This is a genomic window from Labilithrix luteola (assembly GCF_001263205.1).
Taxonomy (GTDB): Bacteria; Myxococcota_A; Polyangia; order Polyangiales; family Polyangiaceae; genus Labilithrix; species Labilithrix luteola.
The window spans coordinates 8,678,196-8,693,543 of sequence record NZ_CP012333.1 but is presented as its reverse complement, the minus strand read 5'-3'; the positions used below and the strand labels follow the sequence as shown (position 1 = coordinate 8,693,543).

Sequence of the window (15,348 nt, the reverse complement as noted above, 5' to 3'; positions counted from 1 at the left end):
TTCGGGCTCACACGTCGGCCGTTGCGAAAACCGCAGGCGTCGGCAGCGCCCTCACTCCTTTCTCGTCGAGACCAAGATCCAATCGAAGAAGTCCAAGCGCGCTTGCGCGCGTGAGGAACGCCGCGGAGGGCGGCGCGCTTCCGAGGTACACGGCGACGTCTCCGCCACCGGCACCCGAAACACAGAAGGCCGCGCTCTCACGCGCGGCGATGTCCGACAGCTCGCGAAGCTCGGTCGGCACGATCGGCGCGCCGGCCGCGTCACCGAGGCGCGCGAGGGCCGCCGATGTGCGCCGCACGACGTCGACGAGACGCTCGAGCGCACCGGCGTCCACGGCCTGCGCGGCGTCGCGCGCGAGGCTCTGCAGCGCGTCCATGCATTCGCGATGAAGCGCAGGCGAGCTCGCCGCGAGGGCATCGACCTTGCCGCGAAGATCGGACGTTCGTGCGCTGTTGCCGCACGCGAAGACCGACAAGTGCGCGCCGCGTGGCAAGGTCACACGCACGGGCAACGCGCCCATCGTGTACCGGAGGGCACCGCCGAACACGCTGGCGGCCACGTCGACGCCGCTTCCGCCGCTCTGGGCTGTGGCGTGCGCCTCACGCGCGCGAGAGAAGAGCGCTGCCCGGACGTCGTCGTCACCTACGTCCCGGCCGGCTTCCGCCTCGCGCGCTGCAAGCGACGCCACCAGAATCGCTGCGCTCGCACCGAGGCCGAGCTTGCGCGAATCGAGGAAGAGCGCCGACGCATCGACGTCGGGCGCGGCGACCGAGCCGAGCGCCGCTTCGACTTCCGGCGTGGTGAAGGATGCTCTGCGCGCCGTATCCGCGACGACGCCACGGCTCGTTGCCACGACGATGCAAGGCGCCCCTTCGAGCACCGCGTACGCGCCCGTCAATACGAGTTTGCCGGGCGCGAACGCCTTCATCGCGACGCCTCGGCCAGGGGCAGGATGCGCGCGCCGTCGCCCGGCGAAGTCTCGAGGATGCGAAGCACGCCGGGTACGCGCGCGAGCCGCTCCTTCGCGGCGGCGGCGTCGCTTCCACGCACCAGGCACTTCAAATGCGGGCCCGCGTCGATCGTGCCGTAGGTCTGGAGGCCGTCGGCACGCATGGCGCGCACTTCGGCGAGGGCCGCGAGCGTGGCGCCGGAGACGTAGACGATGCCCGCCGCCATCGCGCAGGCGTGCATCGCGAGCGCGCTCTTCTCGGCGTACTCGCCGACCGTGGAGAAATCCCCCGCGAGAATGGCGGCGCGGATCTTCGCGCAGAGCCGCGGCGCTTCTTGGAGCCACGCCGGGTAGTACGGGCTCACGCGCTGCGTGAGGAGCATGCCATCGGTCGACGACGTGGCCTTCGCCGCCTCGGTGGTCACGCACACGAGCACCTTCAGATCGAGCGCCGAAGGGCTGGCGACCGACGCCGACGTGCCCGTCGCACCGTCACCGCCGTCGAGCTCGACGAAGCCGCCGAAAAGGCTGCGCCCCGCGCTGGCCGAGCTCCGACGGGCGAGATCGCTCACGCGCGTGACGCTCCAGTCGAGCCCCGCAGCACGCACCGCCGCGAGGGCGAGCGCCGCGAAGCCGGAGGCACTCGACGCGAGGCCACTCGCCGTCGGGAAGTCGTTCGCCGACACGATCCGAGCACGTGCATCGATACCGGCGTCGCGACGAACGACGTCGAGCAGAGCCGACGCGCGTGCGAGCGGGCGCCCGTCCGTGCTCGCACCATTGAGCGAAAGCTCGTCGCTCGCGAGCGCGCCATCGAACGTGACGGTGGTGGTCGTGGTCATCCCGGCGAGCGTCACCGAGAGACTCGGAACCGCCGGGACGTTCCCCTCGCCTTCGCGCTTCCCCCAGTACTTCGCGAGCGCGATGTTGGGATGTGCGCAGGCCGTTGCCGAAAGCGTGCTCACGGCGCCCCCTGGGCCATCGCCACCGGTGTCGTGTCCTTCGAAACGACACCGCCGACGCGGGTGAGGAAGCCGTCGAAGCCGTCGCGCTTCCACGCGCTCAGAACCGCCTCGCCCTTCGAGGCCTCGTCGACCAGCGCAACCACGCAGCCGCCTCCGCCCGCGCCCGTGAGCTTCGCGCCATGCGCGCCCGCCGAACGGGCGGCCTCGCACATCTGCTCGATCTCGGGCGTCGAGACGAAGAGGCCGGAGAGCAGCATCTGGTTGAGATCGAGGAGCTGTCCAATCGCTCGCTCGTCGCCCGCCTCGATGGCGAGGCGCGCGTTCTTCACCAGCGTGTGGATGGCATCGAACGTCTTCTGCGTGGTCTCGAGACGGCGCTCACGAAGGCGGGCCACCGCTTCGACCATCGTCTTGGTACTCGACGCGATTCCGCTGTGACCGACGCAAAGCAGAAGCGTCCTCGGGAGGCGAACGCGCTGAATCGTGGGCGCCTGGGCATCGCTTCGCTCGTAGAGCACGCAGCCGCCGAGCGAAGAGACCGTCGCGTCGATGCCCGACGGATTGCCGTGGAACACGCGCTCCCACGCCATCACGCGCGATGCAATCACTTCCGGCGTGGCCAGGGGATCGAGGGCGCGCGCGACCGCAACGCCGAGGGCGGCCGAGCACCCGAGCCCGCCGCCCGGAGGCAGATCGGCACCGGCGTCGACCGTCACGACACCGACGGGCGCACGCCCCTCGGCGCGCTGGGCGTCGCGCGTGACGGCAAGGACGTCGCGGAACGCGCGAGCGAGCGGCAGCCCGTCGTCGGCAACGTCGTCGCTCACGGTGACGTTCCAATCGCGAACGTGCATCGAGCTACGGGATTCGTTGCACGGCGTCGCGTCGGCCCAGGCTCCGCGATCGATGCCGACAGCAAGCGCCGGCACGCCGTAGACGACGGCATGCTCGCCGAAGAGAATCACTTTGCCGTGAGCAGCCGACCGGCGTACGCCCGACGAACCGTTCGCTCCGCTCATGATGCTCGCTCTCCGAGGGCGGAAATCGCCCCTTGAAGCACGCGACGCCCCAGCGAGGGACGGAGGTTCATCGATGCGAGGACCTGGCGCGTCTCGTCGAGGAGCTCCTGCACGCGCGCCTCGACGCGGGCACGAGCACCGCTCGTCTCCATCAGACGGACGACCGCTTCGATCTCGGACGAAGGCGCATCGGGATTGCCGAGAACACGTGCGAGCAGCGCTTCGGCCTCGGCGCTTCCACGCAGCTCGGTGACGAGCGCCGTGCGCTTGCCCTGCCGGATGTCGTTCCAGATCGGCTTGCCGGTCGCGGTGGGATCACCGAAGACTCCGAGCAGATCGTCGCGGAGCTGGAAGGCGATGCCGAGCGGACGGCCGAAGCGTCCGAACTCGGCAACGCGCGCATCGTCAGCGCCGGCGAGAACCGCACCGAGGGCGAGAGGCCCAGTGACCGTGTAGCTCGCCGTCTTGAGCGAGTGGATGAGTTCCACGCTCGGCGGTTGCGCCGCACGGACGGCGCTCATCTCGGCGAGCTGCCCGGTGACGACGTCTTCCTGGATGCGCGCGAACGCCTGCGCCGCGCGGAGCAAGCGATCGGCGGACACGGGGCACTCGAGCAGTGCACTCTGCGCATAGCCGCTCGCAAGATCCCCCGCGAGGATCGCTGCGGCGTCGCCGAGGCGCACGTCCCCAAGGCGCTCGCGCAGCATGATGTGCACGGCAGGACCGCCACGCCGGACATCATCGTCATCCATCCAGTCGTCGTGAATGAGGAGGTACACCTGGAGAAGCTCGATGGCGACCATTGCGGGCAAGGCCGATGCCCATGAGCTTCCTGCGGCGTCCGTCGTCGGCTCGGCGCTGCACGCGTCGAACGCGGCGGCGATCAAAGCGGCGCGCATTCGCTTTCCGCCGCGGAGGGCGAGTCCTTCGATGGCCTGCGCCGCAGCCAGGACTTCGGCGCTTACTCCCGCCGCTGCGGCGAGCCGAGGCTCGAGCCAAAGGCCGAGTTGCCGATCGACTTGCCGACGAACGATTTCGAGCGTTTCGGAGAAGCTCGCCCGAGCGCTCGACGCGTTGTCGAGCTCGCTCTCGAGGCTGGTTTCACGGGGGCTCATGCGCGGAGGTCCATGGACTCGATAGGACGCTTGTGCCAGTGTCGCGACGGTTTCGCGCGAGAGAGAATCCAAGCGGTCGCACGAAACTCGTGGCCGGTCGGGCTTCGGTCGTGACTGGCCGTGGCTGGATGTGTGTGACTGGCTGTGACTTGAAGAGACTTCTTGCGGAGACTTGCCGAGACCCCCGCGCGACTTTGGAACTCCAAGCGTTCGGAGGCCCGAGCCGCGCCGATACCAATAGGAGTCGTCAGCGCGTGCGTCAACGGTCGGGACGTTTATTATTTCCTTAGAAATCAGCAGCTTTCACTTTTCTTTGAAGTATCTTGAAGTTCCGAGAGACAAACGCGAGAGGTGAAAGATGAGCGAGACTCGGAGCACCATTGGTCAGCGCAAGGCAGACCACCTCGCGCTTTGCGCGACCGACGAGGTCGCGTTCCGGAACAAGACGACCCTCCTCGAGCAGGTGCGCTTCGTCCACGACGCACTCCCCGACCTGCACGCGGATGCACTCGACACGTCGGTCGTGATTCTCGGAAAGCGATTGCGCGCCCCCATCGTCATCGCGGCGATGACCGGCGGGACGGAGGAGGCGGCGCGCGTGAATCGCGAGCTCGCCCGTATCGCCGAAGAGCGCGGCTATGGCTTCGGCCTCGGCAGCCAGCGCGCCATGCACGTCCGAACCGAGACGGCCGGAACCTACGAGGTCCGCGAGGTCGCTCCGACGACGCTCGTTCTCGGCAATCTCGGTGTCGTCCAGGCGCGTGCGATGAGCACGAACGAGGTCGACGATCTCCTCGGGAAGATCGCCGCCGATGCCCTGTGCATCCACCTCAATCCGGCGATGGAGCTCGTTCAGCCCGGCGGCGACCGTGACTTCACCGGCGGCCTCGACACCATCGCGCGCCTGGTCCGCGATCTGCGGGTGCCCGTGGTCGTAAAGGAGACGGGCTGCGGGATCTCTGGGAGCGTCGGAACGCGGCTGCGGAGCGTCGGCGTCACGCATGTCGATACGTCCGGCGCCGGTGGCACTTCGTGGGTCGCGGTCGAGACCAAACGCGCCGAGGCCGCGCACGACGCGCCGGCACGCGCGCTCGGCGAAGCGCTTTGGGACTGGGGCATTCCTACGGCCGTCAGCGTCGGCATGCTCGCGCCGCTCGGCTTCGAGACGATCGTGGCGACCGGCGGCATCATGACCGGACTCGACGTCGCCCGCGCGATCGCCCTCGGCGCAAGCGCGGCCGGGATCGCCCGCCCTGCCCTCAAGGCCCTGACGGCCGGCGGTCGCGACGGGGCCCTCGCCTTCTTCGATGCCGTCGAGCGCGAGCTTCGTGCCGCGATGCTCCTCAGCGGGAGCGCCAACGTCGCCGCGCTGCGGAAAGCGCCGCGGGTGCTCGGAAGCGAGCTTCGTACCTGGCTCGATCAGGCGTAATTGGCGGGCTGCCGGGCCTTCTGCCTGGCCCTTCCAGGCCCCTGACCGAGTGGCAGGCTCTGCCGTACTGCGTTTGAATGTTCGCGCCTTTGGAAAAACAGGTGTAGTTTCCGTAACTCCACCGTGTCGCCACGCGTCCTCGGGTGAGAGAAACGCACGCCTCCATGGATTCCCCTCGGTCCTTCCACGCTCTCGTCGTCGAGGATTCGCCCATGATGAGGCAGCTTCTCGTCTTCGCGCTCTCGCGCGTGAAGGAGCTCCACGTCACCGAGGCGGAGAACGGCGTCGACGCCCTCCGCAAGCTCGTCACCGGCCGCTTCGACATCATCCTCACGGACATCAACATGCCCGTGATGGACGGCCTCAAGCTCGTGCGACGCGTCCGCACGGACGCCGTGCACAAGACGGTTCCGGTCGTGGTCATCACGACCGAGAGCGCAGAGGAAGATCGCCAGCGCGCCCTTTCGCTCGGGGCGAATGCCTACATCACGAAGCCGATCCAGGCGCCGATCGTGCTTGCGAAGGTGAAAGAGCTCCTCGGCATCCGCGACTAACGCGGCCCGCCGAACCTGGACTAAGAAGGAACGCATGCCGGGCGTTCACGTGAAAATCTGCGGCCTGCGCACGGCCACCGAGGCCGCGGCGTGCGCCGAGCTCGGTGCAAGCGCCATCGGTTTGAACTTCGTGCCCGGTAGCGTTCGGAGAATCGCCCCCGATCTCGCGCGGGAGATCGCGCGAGCCGTGCGGGCAACCGGCGCACGCACCGAGATCGTCGGCGTCGTCGCGGATCTCTCGCTCGCGGAGATGCGCGCCTTGATGACCGAGGCGGAGCTCGACTGCCTCCAGCTCCATGGCGCCGAGCCTCCGTCGCTCCTCGAGCCGCTCCTCCCGCGCGCCTACAAAGCCGTTCGCATCGGCTCCGAAGACGACGTCGCCCTCGCCCGCTCCTATCCCGGTGCGCACCTCCTCGTCGACGCCAAGGTCGACGGAATGCTCGGCGGCAGCGGCGTTGCGTTCGATTGGGATCTCGTCCGCGACCTCGCGAACGAGCGAAAGCTCACGCTCGCCGGCGGTCTCCGTCCCGACAACGTGGCAGCGGCCGTGGCCGCGCTTCAGCCATTTTGCGTGGACGTGGCGAGCGGCGTCGAGAGCGAACCCGGCGTGAAAGATCTCGCCGCGGTTCGCGCCTTCATCGACGCCGCTCGAAGCTGAGCCTACCGCTCAGGCTTGCGCGTCGCTCGCGAGGTCGGTGCGGGCGATGATCGTCGCCGTGAGATCGCGCACGTTCTCGATGCCCTCGAGCAGCACGTCCGCCGGGGTCTGCCCCTTCGAAACGAGCTCCTTCAGGCGCGCGAGGTGGATGCGCTCGTCTTTGCCGTTAGGCGAGAGAATCGCGCGGCGCTCGAGGCCGCCTTCGGCGATCTCGATGATCTTCTCGGCGAGCGGCACGAGCGTACCGACGCGGAAGCGCGCTCCGAGCCCCTTCTGCCAGATCTCTTTGCGAGAGGCAGTGATCTCGTCGAGCGTCCAATCGTGGGTGAGCGCGTCGGCCTCGGCGAGCGCCTTCTCGTCGTAGAAGATGCCCGTAAAGAGCGCCGGGAGCGCACACGCGAGCTTCGAGCCCTGCGAGTCCGCACCGCGCACCTCGATCGTCTTCTTGAGGCGAACCTCGGGGAAGAGCGTGTTGAGGTGCGTCTGCCAATCGGAGAGGAGCGCCTTGTGGCCCTGGTAGCCGCTCTTCCAGAAGCTGCGGAAGGTCTGGCCGGTGTTGGAGACCTTCTGGCCGTCGCGCTTGAACATGAACATGGGGACGTCGAGCGCCCATTCCACGTAGTCGACGAACTTGGCGCCCTTCTTCCAGAGCGTGGGCACGAGGCCCGAGCGGTCGGGATCGGTATCGAGCCAAACCTTGGCGCGGTAGCTCTTTCCGCCGAAGGGCTTGCCCTCGTAGAACGGCGAGTTCGCCAGCAGCGCGGTCGTAAGCGGAGCGAGCCGAAGCGCGACGCGCATCTTCGTCATCGCGTCGTCTTCAGAAGAGTAGTCGTAATTCGCCTGCACCGTTGCAGTGCGCAACATCATGTCGAGCGCGAGGCTTCCGCGCGTCGGCAGGTATTCGCGCATGACGCCGTAGCGCTGCTTCGGAACCATCGTGTACTGGTCACGACGCGCGAACGGGTGGAACCCGAGCCCGAGCCAGCGCACGCCCGCGCGCTGCGAGAACGGCACGAGCTCCGCGAGATGCTCGCGGAATTCCGCGCAAATCTGGTGGCAGTTCTCGAGCGGAGCGCCCGAGAGCTCGAACTGACTGCCCGGCTCGAGCGTGATGCTCGCGCCGTCGCGAAGCAGCGCAATGAGCGGGCCGCCTTCGCTCTCGGCGTCTTTCGCCCACCCTTTGGTGGACGCGAGCTCCTCCATCAGCGCCTGCACCCCGCGCTCGCCGTCATACGGAACGGGATTCCCGTCCGCATAAACACCGAATTTCTCCATCTCCGCCCCCACGCGGAACTCCGTCGCGGGCTTGATGGCCGCGTGGAAGATGGATAGGAGGTCGTCGTAGGAGGCGATCGTTTTGTCGTTGAGGCTTTCGGCTGTCACGGCATTCGCCATCCAGAGTGTGATGCAGGAAAACGCGCAAACGTTGCGCGTCGCGAGGGGTCAAAACTTATAGCTCGGGTTCCCCGATTCACCGCGCGGAAAACGACGGGGCGTGGCTTCTCATCGCTCCGGAGGCGCGAGGCCTCTCATCGCTCCGGAGGCGCGAGGCTTCTCATCGCTCCGGAGGCGCGAGGCCTCCCGTCTCCCGACACGGCTGGGGCGTACGTCACGCGCGGGCAGCGCCGGGGACCTTGTTCGAGGGCTTCGCGGTCTTCTTTCGATCGAAAATCCGGACGCGGCGCACGAGCAGATCGAGCAGGTACACGGCGAGCGCAGCGCCAATGAAGCGAGACCAGAGATCCTGGTGGTAGCGGATGGTCTCGCCCGCCGGGTCGAATACCGTCTTCGCGTCGGGGTCCATTCGCCCGCCTGTCACCAGCGCGGCACGCGAAAGTGTCACGAGGTCAGGCGCCAGAGCGAGGTATTCGCGCGGATAGGGGTTCGTGACGTGGCCGAAGCTCTCGGCGACCTGCACGCTCTTCTGGCCGCCCTTGCCGTCGTCGACGCCCTTCTCGAGGCTCGCGTGCAGCAGGAACGAACCAAACCGCTCGAGCGGGAAATCCGCTTCGTAGCGCCCCGGCGCAGTCTGCTTCATCGCTACCTGACGCGTCTCGCCATTGGCCCCAGCGCCCATCCCGGACGTGTGCGGGCCGCTGACGGTGAGCTTGGCATCGAGCCCGTTCTGGAAACGGTCGTCTCCGCCGATGGCGTCGATGGAGGTCTTCACGTGGCCCGTGGCCGTGTCGATCTCCGCGCGCATGTCGTACTGCTGGCGCTTCTTCTGGCGCATGTGCTCGCGCACGAGCTGCCCCCAGAACTGGCCATAGCCCGGCCACCGCAGCCATTCGACGGCCCAAAGGTTCTTCACGTCGCTCGTCCACGCAAGCGACCACCCGAGGCCCACGTGCCAGCGCGCGAGGATCGGCTCGCCGACTTCGCTGGTCAGGATCTCCTGCGCCGGCGGGGGCTTCATCTTCGTCGCGACGTAGCCGTGCAGAAACGGCGCGGAGCCGATGTCTACACCGCGCAAGAAGTCCGCGGCGGTGGCGACCTTGGGCTGGAAGTACTCCTCGACGGCCGAATTGCGGCTCACCATCTCGGTCTCACGCGTGAAGACGCGAGGGAGCTGCTGCGGATCGGCGACCTTGTAGAGGCGGCCGCCGCCGAGGTCCTTGATCATCGTGAGCAGCGTCTCGTCGATACCGCTGCCGAGGCCGACCGACGTGACGGTGATGCCCTCGGCGGCCATGGACTGGACGAGGTCGCGAATGCCCTGATGCGGGGCCTGACCGTCGGTCAGGAGGATGACGTGCTTGCGGCGTGCGCGCGTGACGGTGAGCGATTGGTAGGCCGCGTCGAGCGCGGCGAAGATCTCCGTCCCGCCGCCCGCCTGGATGCGCGCGATGTCGTTCTGGATGCGCGCGCGATGTTTGGCGGGCGTCATGCGAACGACGCGCGTAGGCGCCGAGTCGAAGGCGATGACCTCGAGCAGATCGTCCGACGCGAGCGTGTCGGCGGTGGCCTTGGCAGCGGCCTTGGCCATCTCCATCGGCATGCCGCTCATCGAGCCGGAGCGGTCGATGACGAGGCACATGGCGACCGCCGGCTCGTCACGACGCTTCTCCGCGTCCATGCGTACAGGCAGGATCCGTTCGACGGTGGTGTGGTACCAGCCGCCGAGGCCGTAGCCCGCCTCGCCTCCGGCGAAGAGGAAGCCGCCGCCGAGATCGCGCACGTAGCTCTCGACGGCGTCTTGCTGCGTGAGCGAGACGGCGTCGGCGGGCGTATCCGAGAGAATGACGAAGTCGTAGCGTTCGAGCTCGCGGATCGATCCGGGGAGCTCACGCGGGGAGCGCACTTCGACGTCGAACTCCTGCGCACTCAGCGCCGACGAGAGGTAGCTCGCGCGCTGCGTGTTGCCTTCGACGTAGAGCACCGTCGGCCGGCCAGGGACGGCAACCGACACGGCGAAGCGGTTGTTCTCCTTGAAGCGATCCTCGGGAATTTCGGACAAATCGAGGCCGTACGTCACTTCTCCCGCGACGCGCACGACGCTCTTGAAGGTGACGTCGTTGTCGCCCGGCTTGAGATCGATGGTGCGGACGCCGTCGAGACCGTTGATGGCCTCGCCCTGCTTGAGGGTCGCCTTCACCTTCTGAGGACGGCTCGAGAAGATGTTCGCGTGGAGGTTGAACGGCTCGCCGACGCGGACCTTTTCGGGCACGCGCAAGTCGCGGAGCGCGACCTCGCCGGGCACCGGGCGGTGGTACGGAATCGAGAAGATCTTGACCCCGAACTCCTTGGCGCGGTTCGCCTCGGCGAGGATGTCTCCATCGGTCTGGACGCCGTCCGAGAGGATGACGGCGCGGCGCAGGTAGCCCGCGGGGTACTGGCCGTAGGCGAGCTGCATCGCGCTCGCGAGGTCGGTCGCGGCGCCGAGGCCGGTGCGCTTTCCACCCTTCGGATCGTCCGCAACGACGTCGTGCCGTTCGAGAACCGGTGCTTCCTTCGCGTCGGCCTCGATGTTCACGAGGCGCGGGCGCTTGGCGAACGTGATGACCCTGACGAGCGCGTCCGAAGGCTTTTCCTTGAGGCCCTTCGTGATCTCGGCCCGGGCGTCTTCGATGGCGGCGTCGGGAACGGACTCGGAGACGTCGACGAGGTAGACCGTGCAGATCTTCTGCGTGGTCGCCGTGCGCGCCAAGCGAGAGAGACCGAGCGCGAGCAGGGCGACGAACGCCATGCGGAGCACGGCCGAGAGAATGCGTTGCGGCAGCGGCAGATCGGCGAGGGAGCGACCGATCATCCACAAGAAGAACGGCGCGAGCAGCGCCAGGCCGAGCATCTTCGGCGACAGCAGCTCGTATTCGACGCCGTCGCGCGTCCACGCGAGCGTGGTCGCAGCGGGATGCAGGACGCCGCGCCAGTACAACCAGACGGAGGCGAAACCGACGAGGCCGCCCACGACACCGAACGCGAGCTTGCTCGTTTCGATCGTGCGCCCGTCGCGAACGGTCGACACGATCTCGACGATCGCGCGTGCAACGACGAAGGCGCAGCCTGCCGCCACGAGGGCCGTCCCGAAAAGCTCGGGCGTCAGCCAGGGCATGAAGCGATGGCTCAGGAACCACGTCGCGACGGCCAGCACGGCGAGAACGCCGGCGAGCACGAGACGGGAGCGTCGCGTGGGGGCGCTCATACCGTGATCCTCCGGTGGTAGGTGAACCACTCGACCGCCGTGAGGAGGATGGCGGCGAGCAGCAGGTAGATCCAGATTTCGCGGCGAACGCCGATCTGAAAGCCGGAGAGCTCGCCGGCCTTCTTGCCGTCGACCACGAGCTCCTTGGCGGGCTCGATCGCGCTCTCGTCGGCATCGAGGAGGTTGGCGGCGAACGACGTCACCGTGCGCGCACCGCTGTCGGCTCCATTCTTCGGGTCGGCCACGGGCTCGTCTCCGACGCCTTCGGCGCCCGCGAGCTCGTAGAAGCCTGCGTGCTCGCCGAGGTAGACGGCACGCCCTTCGTGAACGGGCACGAAGAGCTCTCCCCCACCCGGTGCCTTGAGGCGGGCTTGACCGCTCGGTGACACGACAGGCACGCGCCAGACGTCACCCGTGCGGAAGCTGGAGATGTACTGCGCGTCCTCGTCGGTGAAGTAGTTGATGCTGTTCAGGAGGAGCAGCGGCCACGCCACGCGCAGCGGCAGATCGCTCTCGCGCACGTCGAAGCCCATGGCCACGAATTTGAAGCCGCCGCGCTGGCCGGCGATCAGGATCGGCCCCTCTTCGCTCGCCCCGACCACCTTGTCGAGCGGCTCCGGCACGAGCTTGTGGCCGCGCGCGATGTTCACGTCGTCGAGCGCAGTCCAGCGCACGATGGGGTGCTTGCGCTCGATCTTCGCGAAGTACGGCGATTTGAGCTCGGCCTCGACCTTGACGGGTGAGCCAGGGCCTCGCGGATCGATGTAGATCGCATTCGCCCGCGGAGCGGTGAGCGGTGTGGCGCCGTCGAAGATGACGACGTCGGCCTTGGGGTTGGTGGGGGCGATCTTCTCGACGTAGTCCTTGGGCGAGACGACCTCGACGTCGAGGTACTCGTCGAGGAGGAGCGCCGCCTCGAGATAGGTGTTGCCGGGCGACACGACGAGGACCTTCGCCCGACGTCGCTCGGGCAGGAGCGCGTACGCGTGATCGTCGGCGGGCAAGTCGTCTTGGCTGCCGGCGAGCGGCTGGATCTTGGCCTCGAGCGTGCGGCTCGCGCCCGAGAGATTCGGGTAGAAACGCGGCAAACGCTCACTGGGCTTGAGCCGGAGCTTGGTGAGGTCGACGAGCGTATTGTCGCCGAAGAGGGAGAGCTCGATGTCCTCCTGCTCGGGTCCGGTGTTGGTGACCTCGAGCATCACTTCGTAGCGGCTCTTGTCGAGCGGGTAACGACGGACCGAGAACTGCGTGATGCCCACGTTGCGCGCTCTGGCACCGATCGGCAGGTACGTGAGCTTCACGTCGTCGGCGACGCGAACCTTGCCCGACGCATCGACCGCGTCTCCCAGGCGCCCGTCGGAGACGACCACGATCTCCGCATTTTCCAGGCCTCGCACGGAGTCGTTCGCAAAGCGAAGCGCACGCGGGAAGTCGGCGCGAGCGTCGGTGGCCTTGATGCTGTCGAGCGCGCGTTCGAGCTCGGTCGTGTCGCCGCTCATCGGTCCGAGCGGCGTGACCGCCGCGTCCATCTGAGCCACGAGCATGCGGTCGGCGCCGCCGAGACCGCGGATGATCTTCTTCACTTCCTCTTTGGCCGCGCCGAGGCGGTTCGGCCCCACGTCGGTCGCCTGCATCGATGCGCTCGCATCGACGAGGACCACGAGGTTACGCCCCTTGATGAGCGTGGCCGCCGCGCGCGGATCACCGAGCGCGAACGCAAGCAGCGCGATGAGCGCGAGCTGCACGAGGAGCGAGAGAAGTCGCTTCAGACGCGAGAAGAGGCTCGTGGCCTCCTTGTCGCGCAGGATGCGCTCCCACAACTTGGAGAACGGGACGGCGACGGTGCGTCGCCTCAGCTTGAGGATGTAGAGCGCGGTCGCGAATGCCGCGGCGCCGCCGAGGATCCCGAGAACCTGCGCGAGGGAGAGCCCTGCGAAAATCATCGCAAGAATCCCCCGCGCCGGAAGACACGCAAAATGAGCTCGTCGAAGGGCACGTCGACGTCGGCCTGGATGTACGGCACCTGCTTGGTCGCACAGAAGCGATCAATTTCGGAGAGGTATTCGCCGTACGCGTTCTCGAACCGCTCGAGCACCTTGGCCGTGACCGTGACCTCGCGCTCGTCGCCCGTCTCGCAGTCGTAGAGCAGCACGTCACCTGCGAGGTTCGGGGTTGCGTCTTTCTTGTCGACCACGTGCACGACGAACGGATCGAACTTGTTGTAGCGAAGCACGTTGATGCCGCGCTCGAAGCCCTTCGGGTCGTAGAGGTCGCTGGCGAGCACGACGAGACCGCGCCGTTTGTTCTGCGCGACGAACGCCTTGAGCGCATCTTCGAGGTCGGTATGGCCCTCCGCTTCGAGCTCGTTCAAGAAGCGGAACACCTTGAAGATGCGCGCCTTGCCTCGCGTGGCCGGCATGCGGTCGAGCACCTTGTCGGTGGTCGAGACGATGCTCACGCGATCGAGGTTGGCGAGCCCGACGTACGCGAGGGCCGCGCAAACGCGCTTGGCGTAGCGAAGCTTCCTCGCGTCACCGAAGCCCATCGAGCTCGAGGCGTCGATGATGAAGTAGATGGCAAGGTCCTCTTCCTCTTCGTAGAGGCGGAGGAGCAGGCGATCGAAGCGCTGGTAGACGTTCCAGTCGAGGTAGCGGAAGTCGTCGCCCGGTTGGTAGTCGCGGTGGTCCGCGAACTCGACGCCCGAGCCGCTCTTCTTCGTTCTCCGCTCGGCGCGCATGCGTCCGGCGAAGACGCGCTTGCTCACGAGCGCGAGGTAATCGAGCTTCCGCTGGAAGTCGTCGTCGAAGAGCTCGCCTTTGTCCGTCTTGGTGACGCCGGCGCCCTTTCGACCGAGGACGGCGTCAAGAAAGCCCAACCTGGGCCTCCGCCTTCCCTGCCTTCGTCTCGGGGATCGTCTTGAGGATCGACTCGAGTACCTGGTCGGTCTTCATGCCCTCGGCCTCGCCCTCGAAGTTGAGGAGCACGCGGTGGCGGAGCGCCGGGAGAACGACCGCCCGCACGTCGTCGATGCTGGCCGCGAAACGGCCCTCGAAGAGCGCACGAATTTTGGCGGCAAGGAGCGTGGCTTGGGCGCCACGAGGACTCGCGCCGAAGCGGACGAAGCGCTTGACCATCTCCGGCGCGTCCGGGCCGTCGGGATGGGTGGCCTGGATGACGCGAATCGCGAAGTCCTGCACGTGACGCGCGACCGGCACGCGACGCACGAGCGCCTGCATGCGGAGGATCTCTTCACGGTGGAGCACCGCCTGGCGCTGGCCGCGCGCCTCGCCCGTGGTGAGGTCGAGGATGGCGTGCAGCTCGTCGCGGTTCGGAAACGGAACGTGGAGCTTGAAGAAGAAGCGGTCGAGCTGCGCTTCAGGAAGTGGATACGTACCTTCCATCTCGAGCGGGTTCTGCGTCGCGAGGACGACGAACGGCTCGTCGAGCACGTAGGTGCGCTTGCCGACCGAGACGCGATGCTCCTGCATGGCCTCGAGGAGCGCGCTCTGCGTCTTCGGCGTGGCGCGGTTGATCTCGTCGGCGAGGACGATGTTCGAAAAGACCGGGCCCTTGCGGAATTCGAAGACCTTGCCGCCGGCCTGCGAGTCGTCGATGACCGTCGTGCCGAGGATGTCGGCCGGCATCAGGTCGGGCGTGAACTGGATGCGCGAGAAGTTCAGGCTCAACGATTCACTCAGCGTGCGCACGAGCATCGTCTTGCCGAGACCGGGGACACCTTCGAGCAGTGCGTGGCCGCCGGCGAGCAAGCACACGAGCACGCCTTCCACGACCGCTTCGTTTCCGACGATGGTCTTGGCGATCTCGCCCTTCAGCGCCGCAATCGAGGCGCGGAACTGATCGACTTCGGCACGAACGGCGGAGGCGTCAACGGATTCGGTCATCGAGAAGCTCCTGGCTCTCTGCCGTCGAGACTCGCGAGCGGGGCCCGCAAGGGGACGACGAGAGGTGAGAGAAGGTTGGTGTGAAGTGCGCGATCAGGCGGGCCGAATTTCGAGG

12 protein-coding genes are annotated in these 15,348 nt (G+C 67.4%); 3 read left to right on the top strand and 9 right to left on the bottom strand.

Translation table 11 applies throughout. The features are described from left to right. Window positions 1-7: 7 nt before the first annotated feature. The 4 genes from AKJ09_RS37770 to AKJ09_RS37755 are packed head-to-tail and all read right to left on the bottom strand — an operon-like array spanning window position 8 to window position 4,048. On the bottom strand, window positions 8-928 hold the full coding sequence (locus AKJ09_RS37770) for a mevalonate kinase family protein (RefSeq protein ID WP_146652695.1): 921 nt from the start codon (window positions 926-928) through the stop codon (window positions 8-10). Continuing rightward, window positions 925-1,914 carry a diphosphomevalonate decarboxylase gene (gene mvaD, locus AKJ09_RS37765; RefSeq protein WP_146652694.1) on the bottom strand — a complete coding sequence of 330 codons (990 nt, stop codon included), beginning with the start codon at window positions 1,912-1,914 and terminating at the stop codon, window positions 925-927. The genes AKJ09_RS37770 and mvaD overlap by 4 nt, the downstream gene beginning before the upstream one ends. After that, complete coding sequence (gene mvk, locus AKJ09_RS37760) at window positions 1,911-2,933, bottom strand: mevalonate kinase (protein ID WP_146652693.1); 1,023 nt, start codon at window positions 2,931-2,933, stop codon at window positions 1,911-1,913. Before mvk ends, mvaD begins: the two co-directional genes overlap by 4 nt. Next, window positions 2,930-4,048 (bottom strand): polyprenyl synthetase family protein, encoded by a 1,119-nt coding sequence (locus tag AKJ09_RS37755; RefSeq protein WP_146652692.1) that lies wholly within the window; start codon window positions 4,046-4,048, stop codon window positions 2,930-2,932. Before AKJ09_RS37755 ends, mvk begins: the two co-directional genes overlap by 4 nt. Window positions 4,049-4,406: 358 nt before the next feature. Between AKJ09_RS37755 and fni the strand changes: the two genes are divergently transcribed. The 3 genes from fni to AKJ09_RS37740 all read left to right on the top strand — a co-directional run bounded on the left by fni (window position 4,407) and on the right by AKJ09_RS37740 (window position 6,689). Continuing rightward, window positions 4,407-5,477 (top strand): type 2 isopentenyl-diphosphate Delta-isomerase, encoded by a 1,071-nt coding sequence (gene fni / locus AKJ09_RS37750; protein WP_146652691.1) that lies wholly within the window; start codon window positions 4,407-4,409, stop codon window positions 5,475-5,477. A 164-nt stretch (window positions 5,478-5,641) separates the two neighbouring features. Continuing rightward, on the top strand, window positions 5,642-6,031 hold the full coding sequence (locus AKJ09_RS37745; RefSeq protein WP_146652690.1) for a response regulator: 390 nt from the start codon (window positions 5,642-5,644) through the stop codon (window positions 6,029-6,031). A 34-nt stretch (window positions 6,032-6,065) separates the two neighbouring features. Next, entirely contained in the window at window positions 6,066-6,689 is a 624-nt protein-coding gene (locus AKJ09_RS37740; RefSeq protein ID WP_146652689.1) for a phosphoribosylanthranilate isomerase, read from the top strand. A gap of 9 nt (window positions 6,690-6,698) precedes the next feature. Here the strand turns inward: AKJ09_RS37740 and AKJ09_RS37735 are convergent, their stop codons facing one another. The 5 genes from AKJ09_RS37735 to AKJ09_RS37715 all read right to left on the bottom strand — a co-directional run bounded on the left by AKJ09_RS37735 (window position 6,699) and on the right by AKJ09_RS37715 (window position 15,233). Then, window positions 6,699-8,072, bottom strand: a complete 1,374-nt coding sequence (locus tag AKJ09_RS37735; RefSeq protein ID WP_240488730.1) for a glutamate--cysteine ligase — start codon at window positions 8,070-8,072, stop codon at window positions 6,699-6,701. 226 nt (window positions 8,073-8,298) lie between these two features. Next, window positions 8,299-11,331 (bottom strand): VWA domain-containing protein, encoded by a 3,033-nt coding sequence (locus AKJ09_RS37730; protein ID WP_240488729.1) that lies wholly within the window; start codon window positions 11,329-11,331, stop codon window positions 8,299-8,301. Then, window positions 11,328-13,274 carry a vWA domain-containing protein gene (locus tag AKJ09_RS37725; protein WP_146652688.1) on the bottom strand — a complete coding sequence of 649 codons (1,947 nt, stop codon included), beginning with the start codon at window positions 13,272-13,274 and terminating at the stop codon, window positions 11,328-11,330. Before AKJ09_RS37725 ends, AKJ09_RS37730 begins: the two co-directional genes overlap by 4 nt. Beyond that, complete coding sequence (locus tag AKJ09_RS37720) at window positions 13,271-14,206, bottom strand: DUF58 domain-containing protein (protein WP_240488728.1); 936 nt, start codon at window positions 14,204-14,206, stop codon at window positions 13,271-13,273. The genes AKJ09_RS37725 and AKJ09_RS37720 overlap by 4 nt, the downstream gene beginning before the upstream one ends. After that, window positions 14,193-15,233, bottom strand: a complete 1,041-nt coding sequence (locus tag AKJ09_RS37715) for an AAA family ATPase (RefSeq protein WP_146652687.1) — start codon at window positions 15,231-15,233, stop codon at window positions 14,193-14,195. Before AKJ09_RS37715 ends, AKJ09_RS37720 begins: the two co-directional genes overlap by 14 nt. Window positions 15,234-15,348: the final 115 nt, after the last annotated feature.

Coding starts and splice junctions, on each gene's coding strand:
- AKJ09_RS37740 (WP_146652689.1), top strand. CDS start 6,066: ATGCCGGGCGTTCACGTGAAAATCTGCGGCCTGCGCACGGCCACCGAG.
- fni (WP_146652691.1), top strand. CDS start 4,407: ATGAGCGAGACTCGGAGCACCATTGGTCAGCGCAAGGCAGACCACCTC.
- AKJ09_RS37755 (WP_146652692.1), bottom strand. CDS start 4,048: ATGAGCCCCCGTGAAACCAGCCTCGAGAGCGAGCTCGACAACGCGTCG.
- AKJ09_RS37725 (WP_146652688.1), bottom strand. CDS start 13,274: ATGATTTTCGCAGGGCTCTCCCTCGCGCAGGTTCTCGGGATCCTCGGC.
- AKJ09_RS37770 (WP_146652695.1), bottom strand. CDS start 928: ATGAAGGCGTTCGCGCCCGGCAAACTCGTATTGACGGGCGCGTACGCG.
- mvk (WP_146652693.1), bottom strand. CDS start 2,933: ATGAGCGGAGCGAACGGTTCGTCGGGCGTACGCCGGTCGGCTGCTCAC.
- AKJ09_RS37745 (WP_146652690.1), top strand. CDS start 5,642: ATGGATTCCCCTCGGTCCTTCCACGCTCTCGTCGTCGAGGATTCGCCC.
- AKJ09_RS37730 (WP_240488729.1), bottom strand. CDS start 11,331: ATGAGCGCCCCCACGCGACGCTCCCGTCTCGTGCTCGCCGGCGTTCTC.
- AKJ09_RS37715 (WP_146652687.1), bottom strand. CDS start 15,233: ATGACCGAATCCGTTGACGCCTCCGCCGTTCGTGCCGAAGTCGATCAG.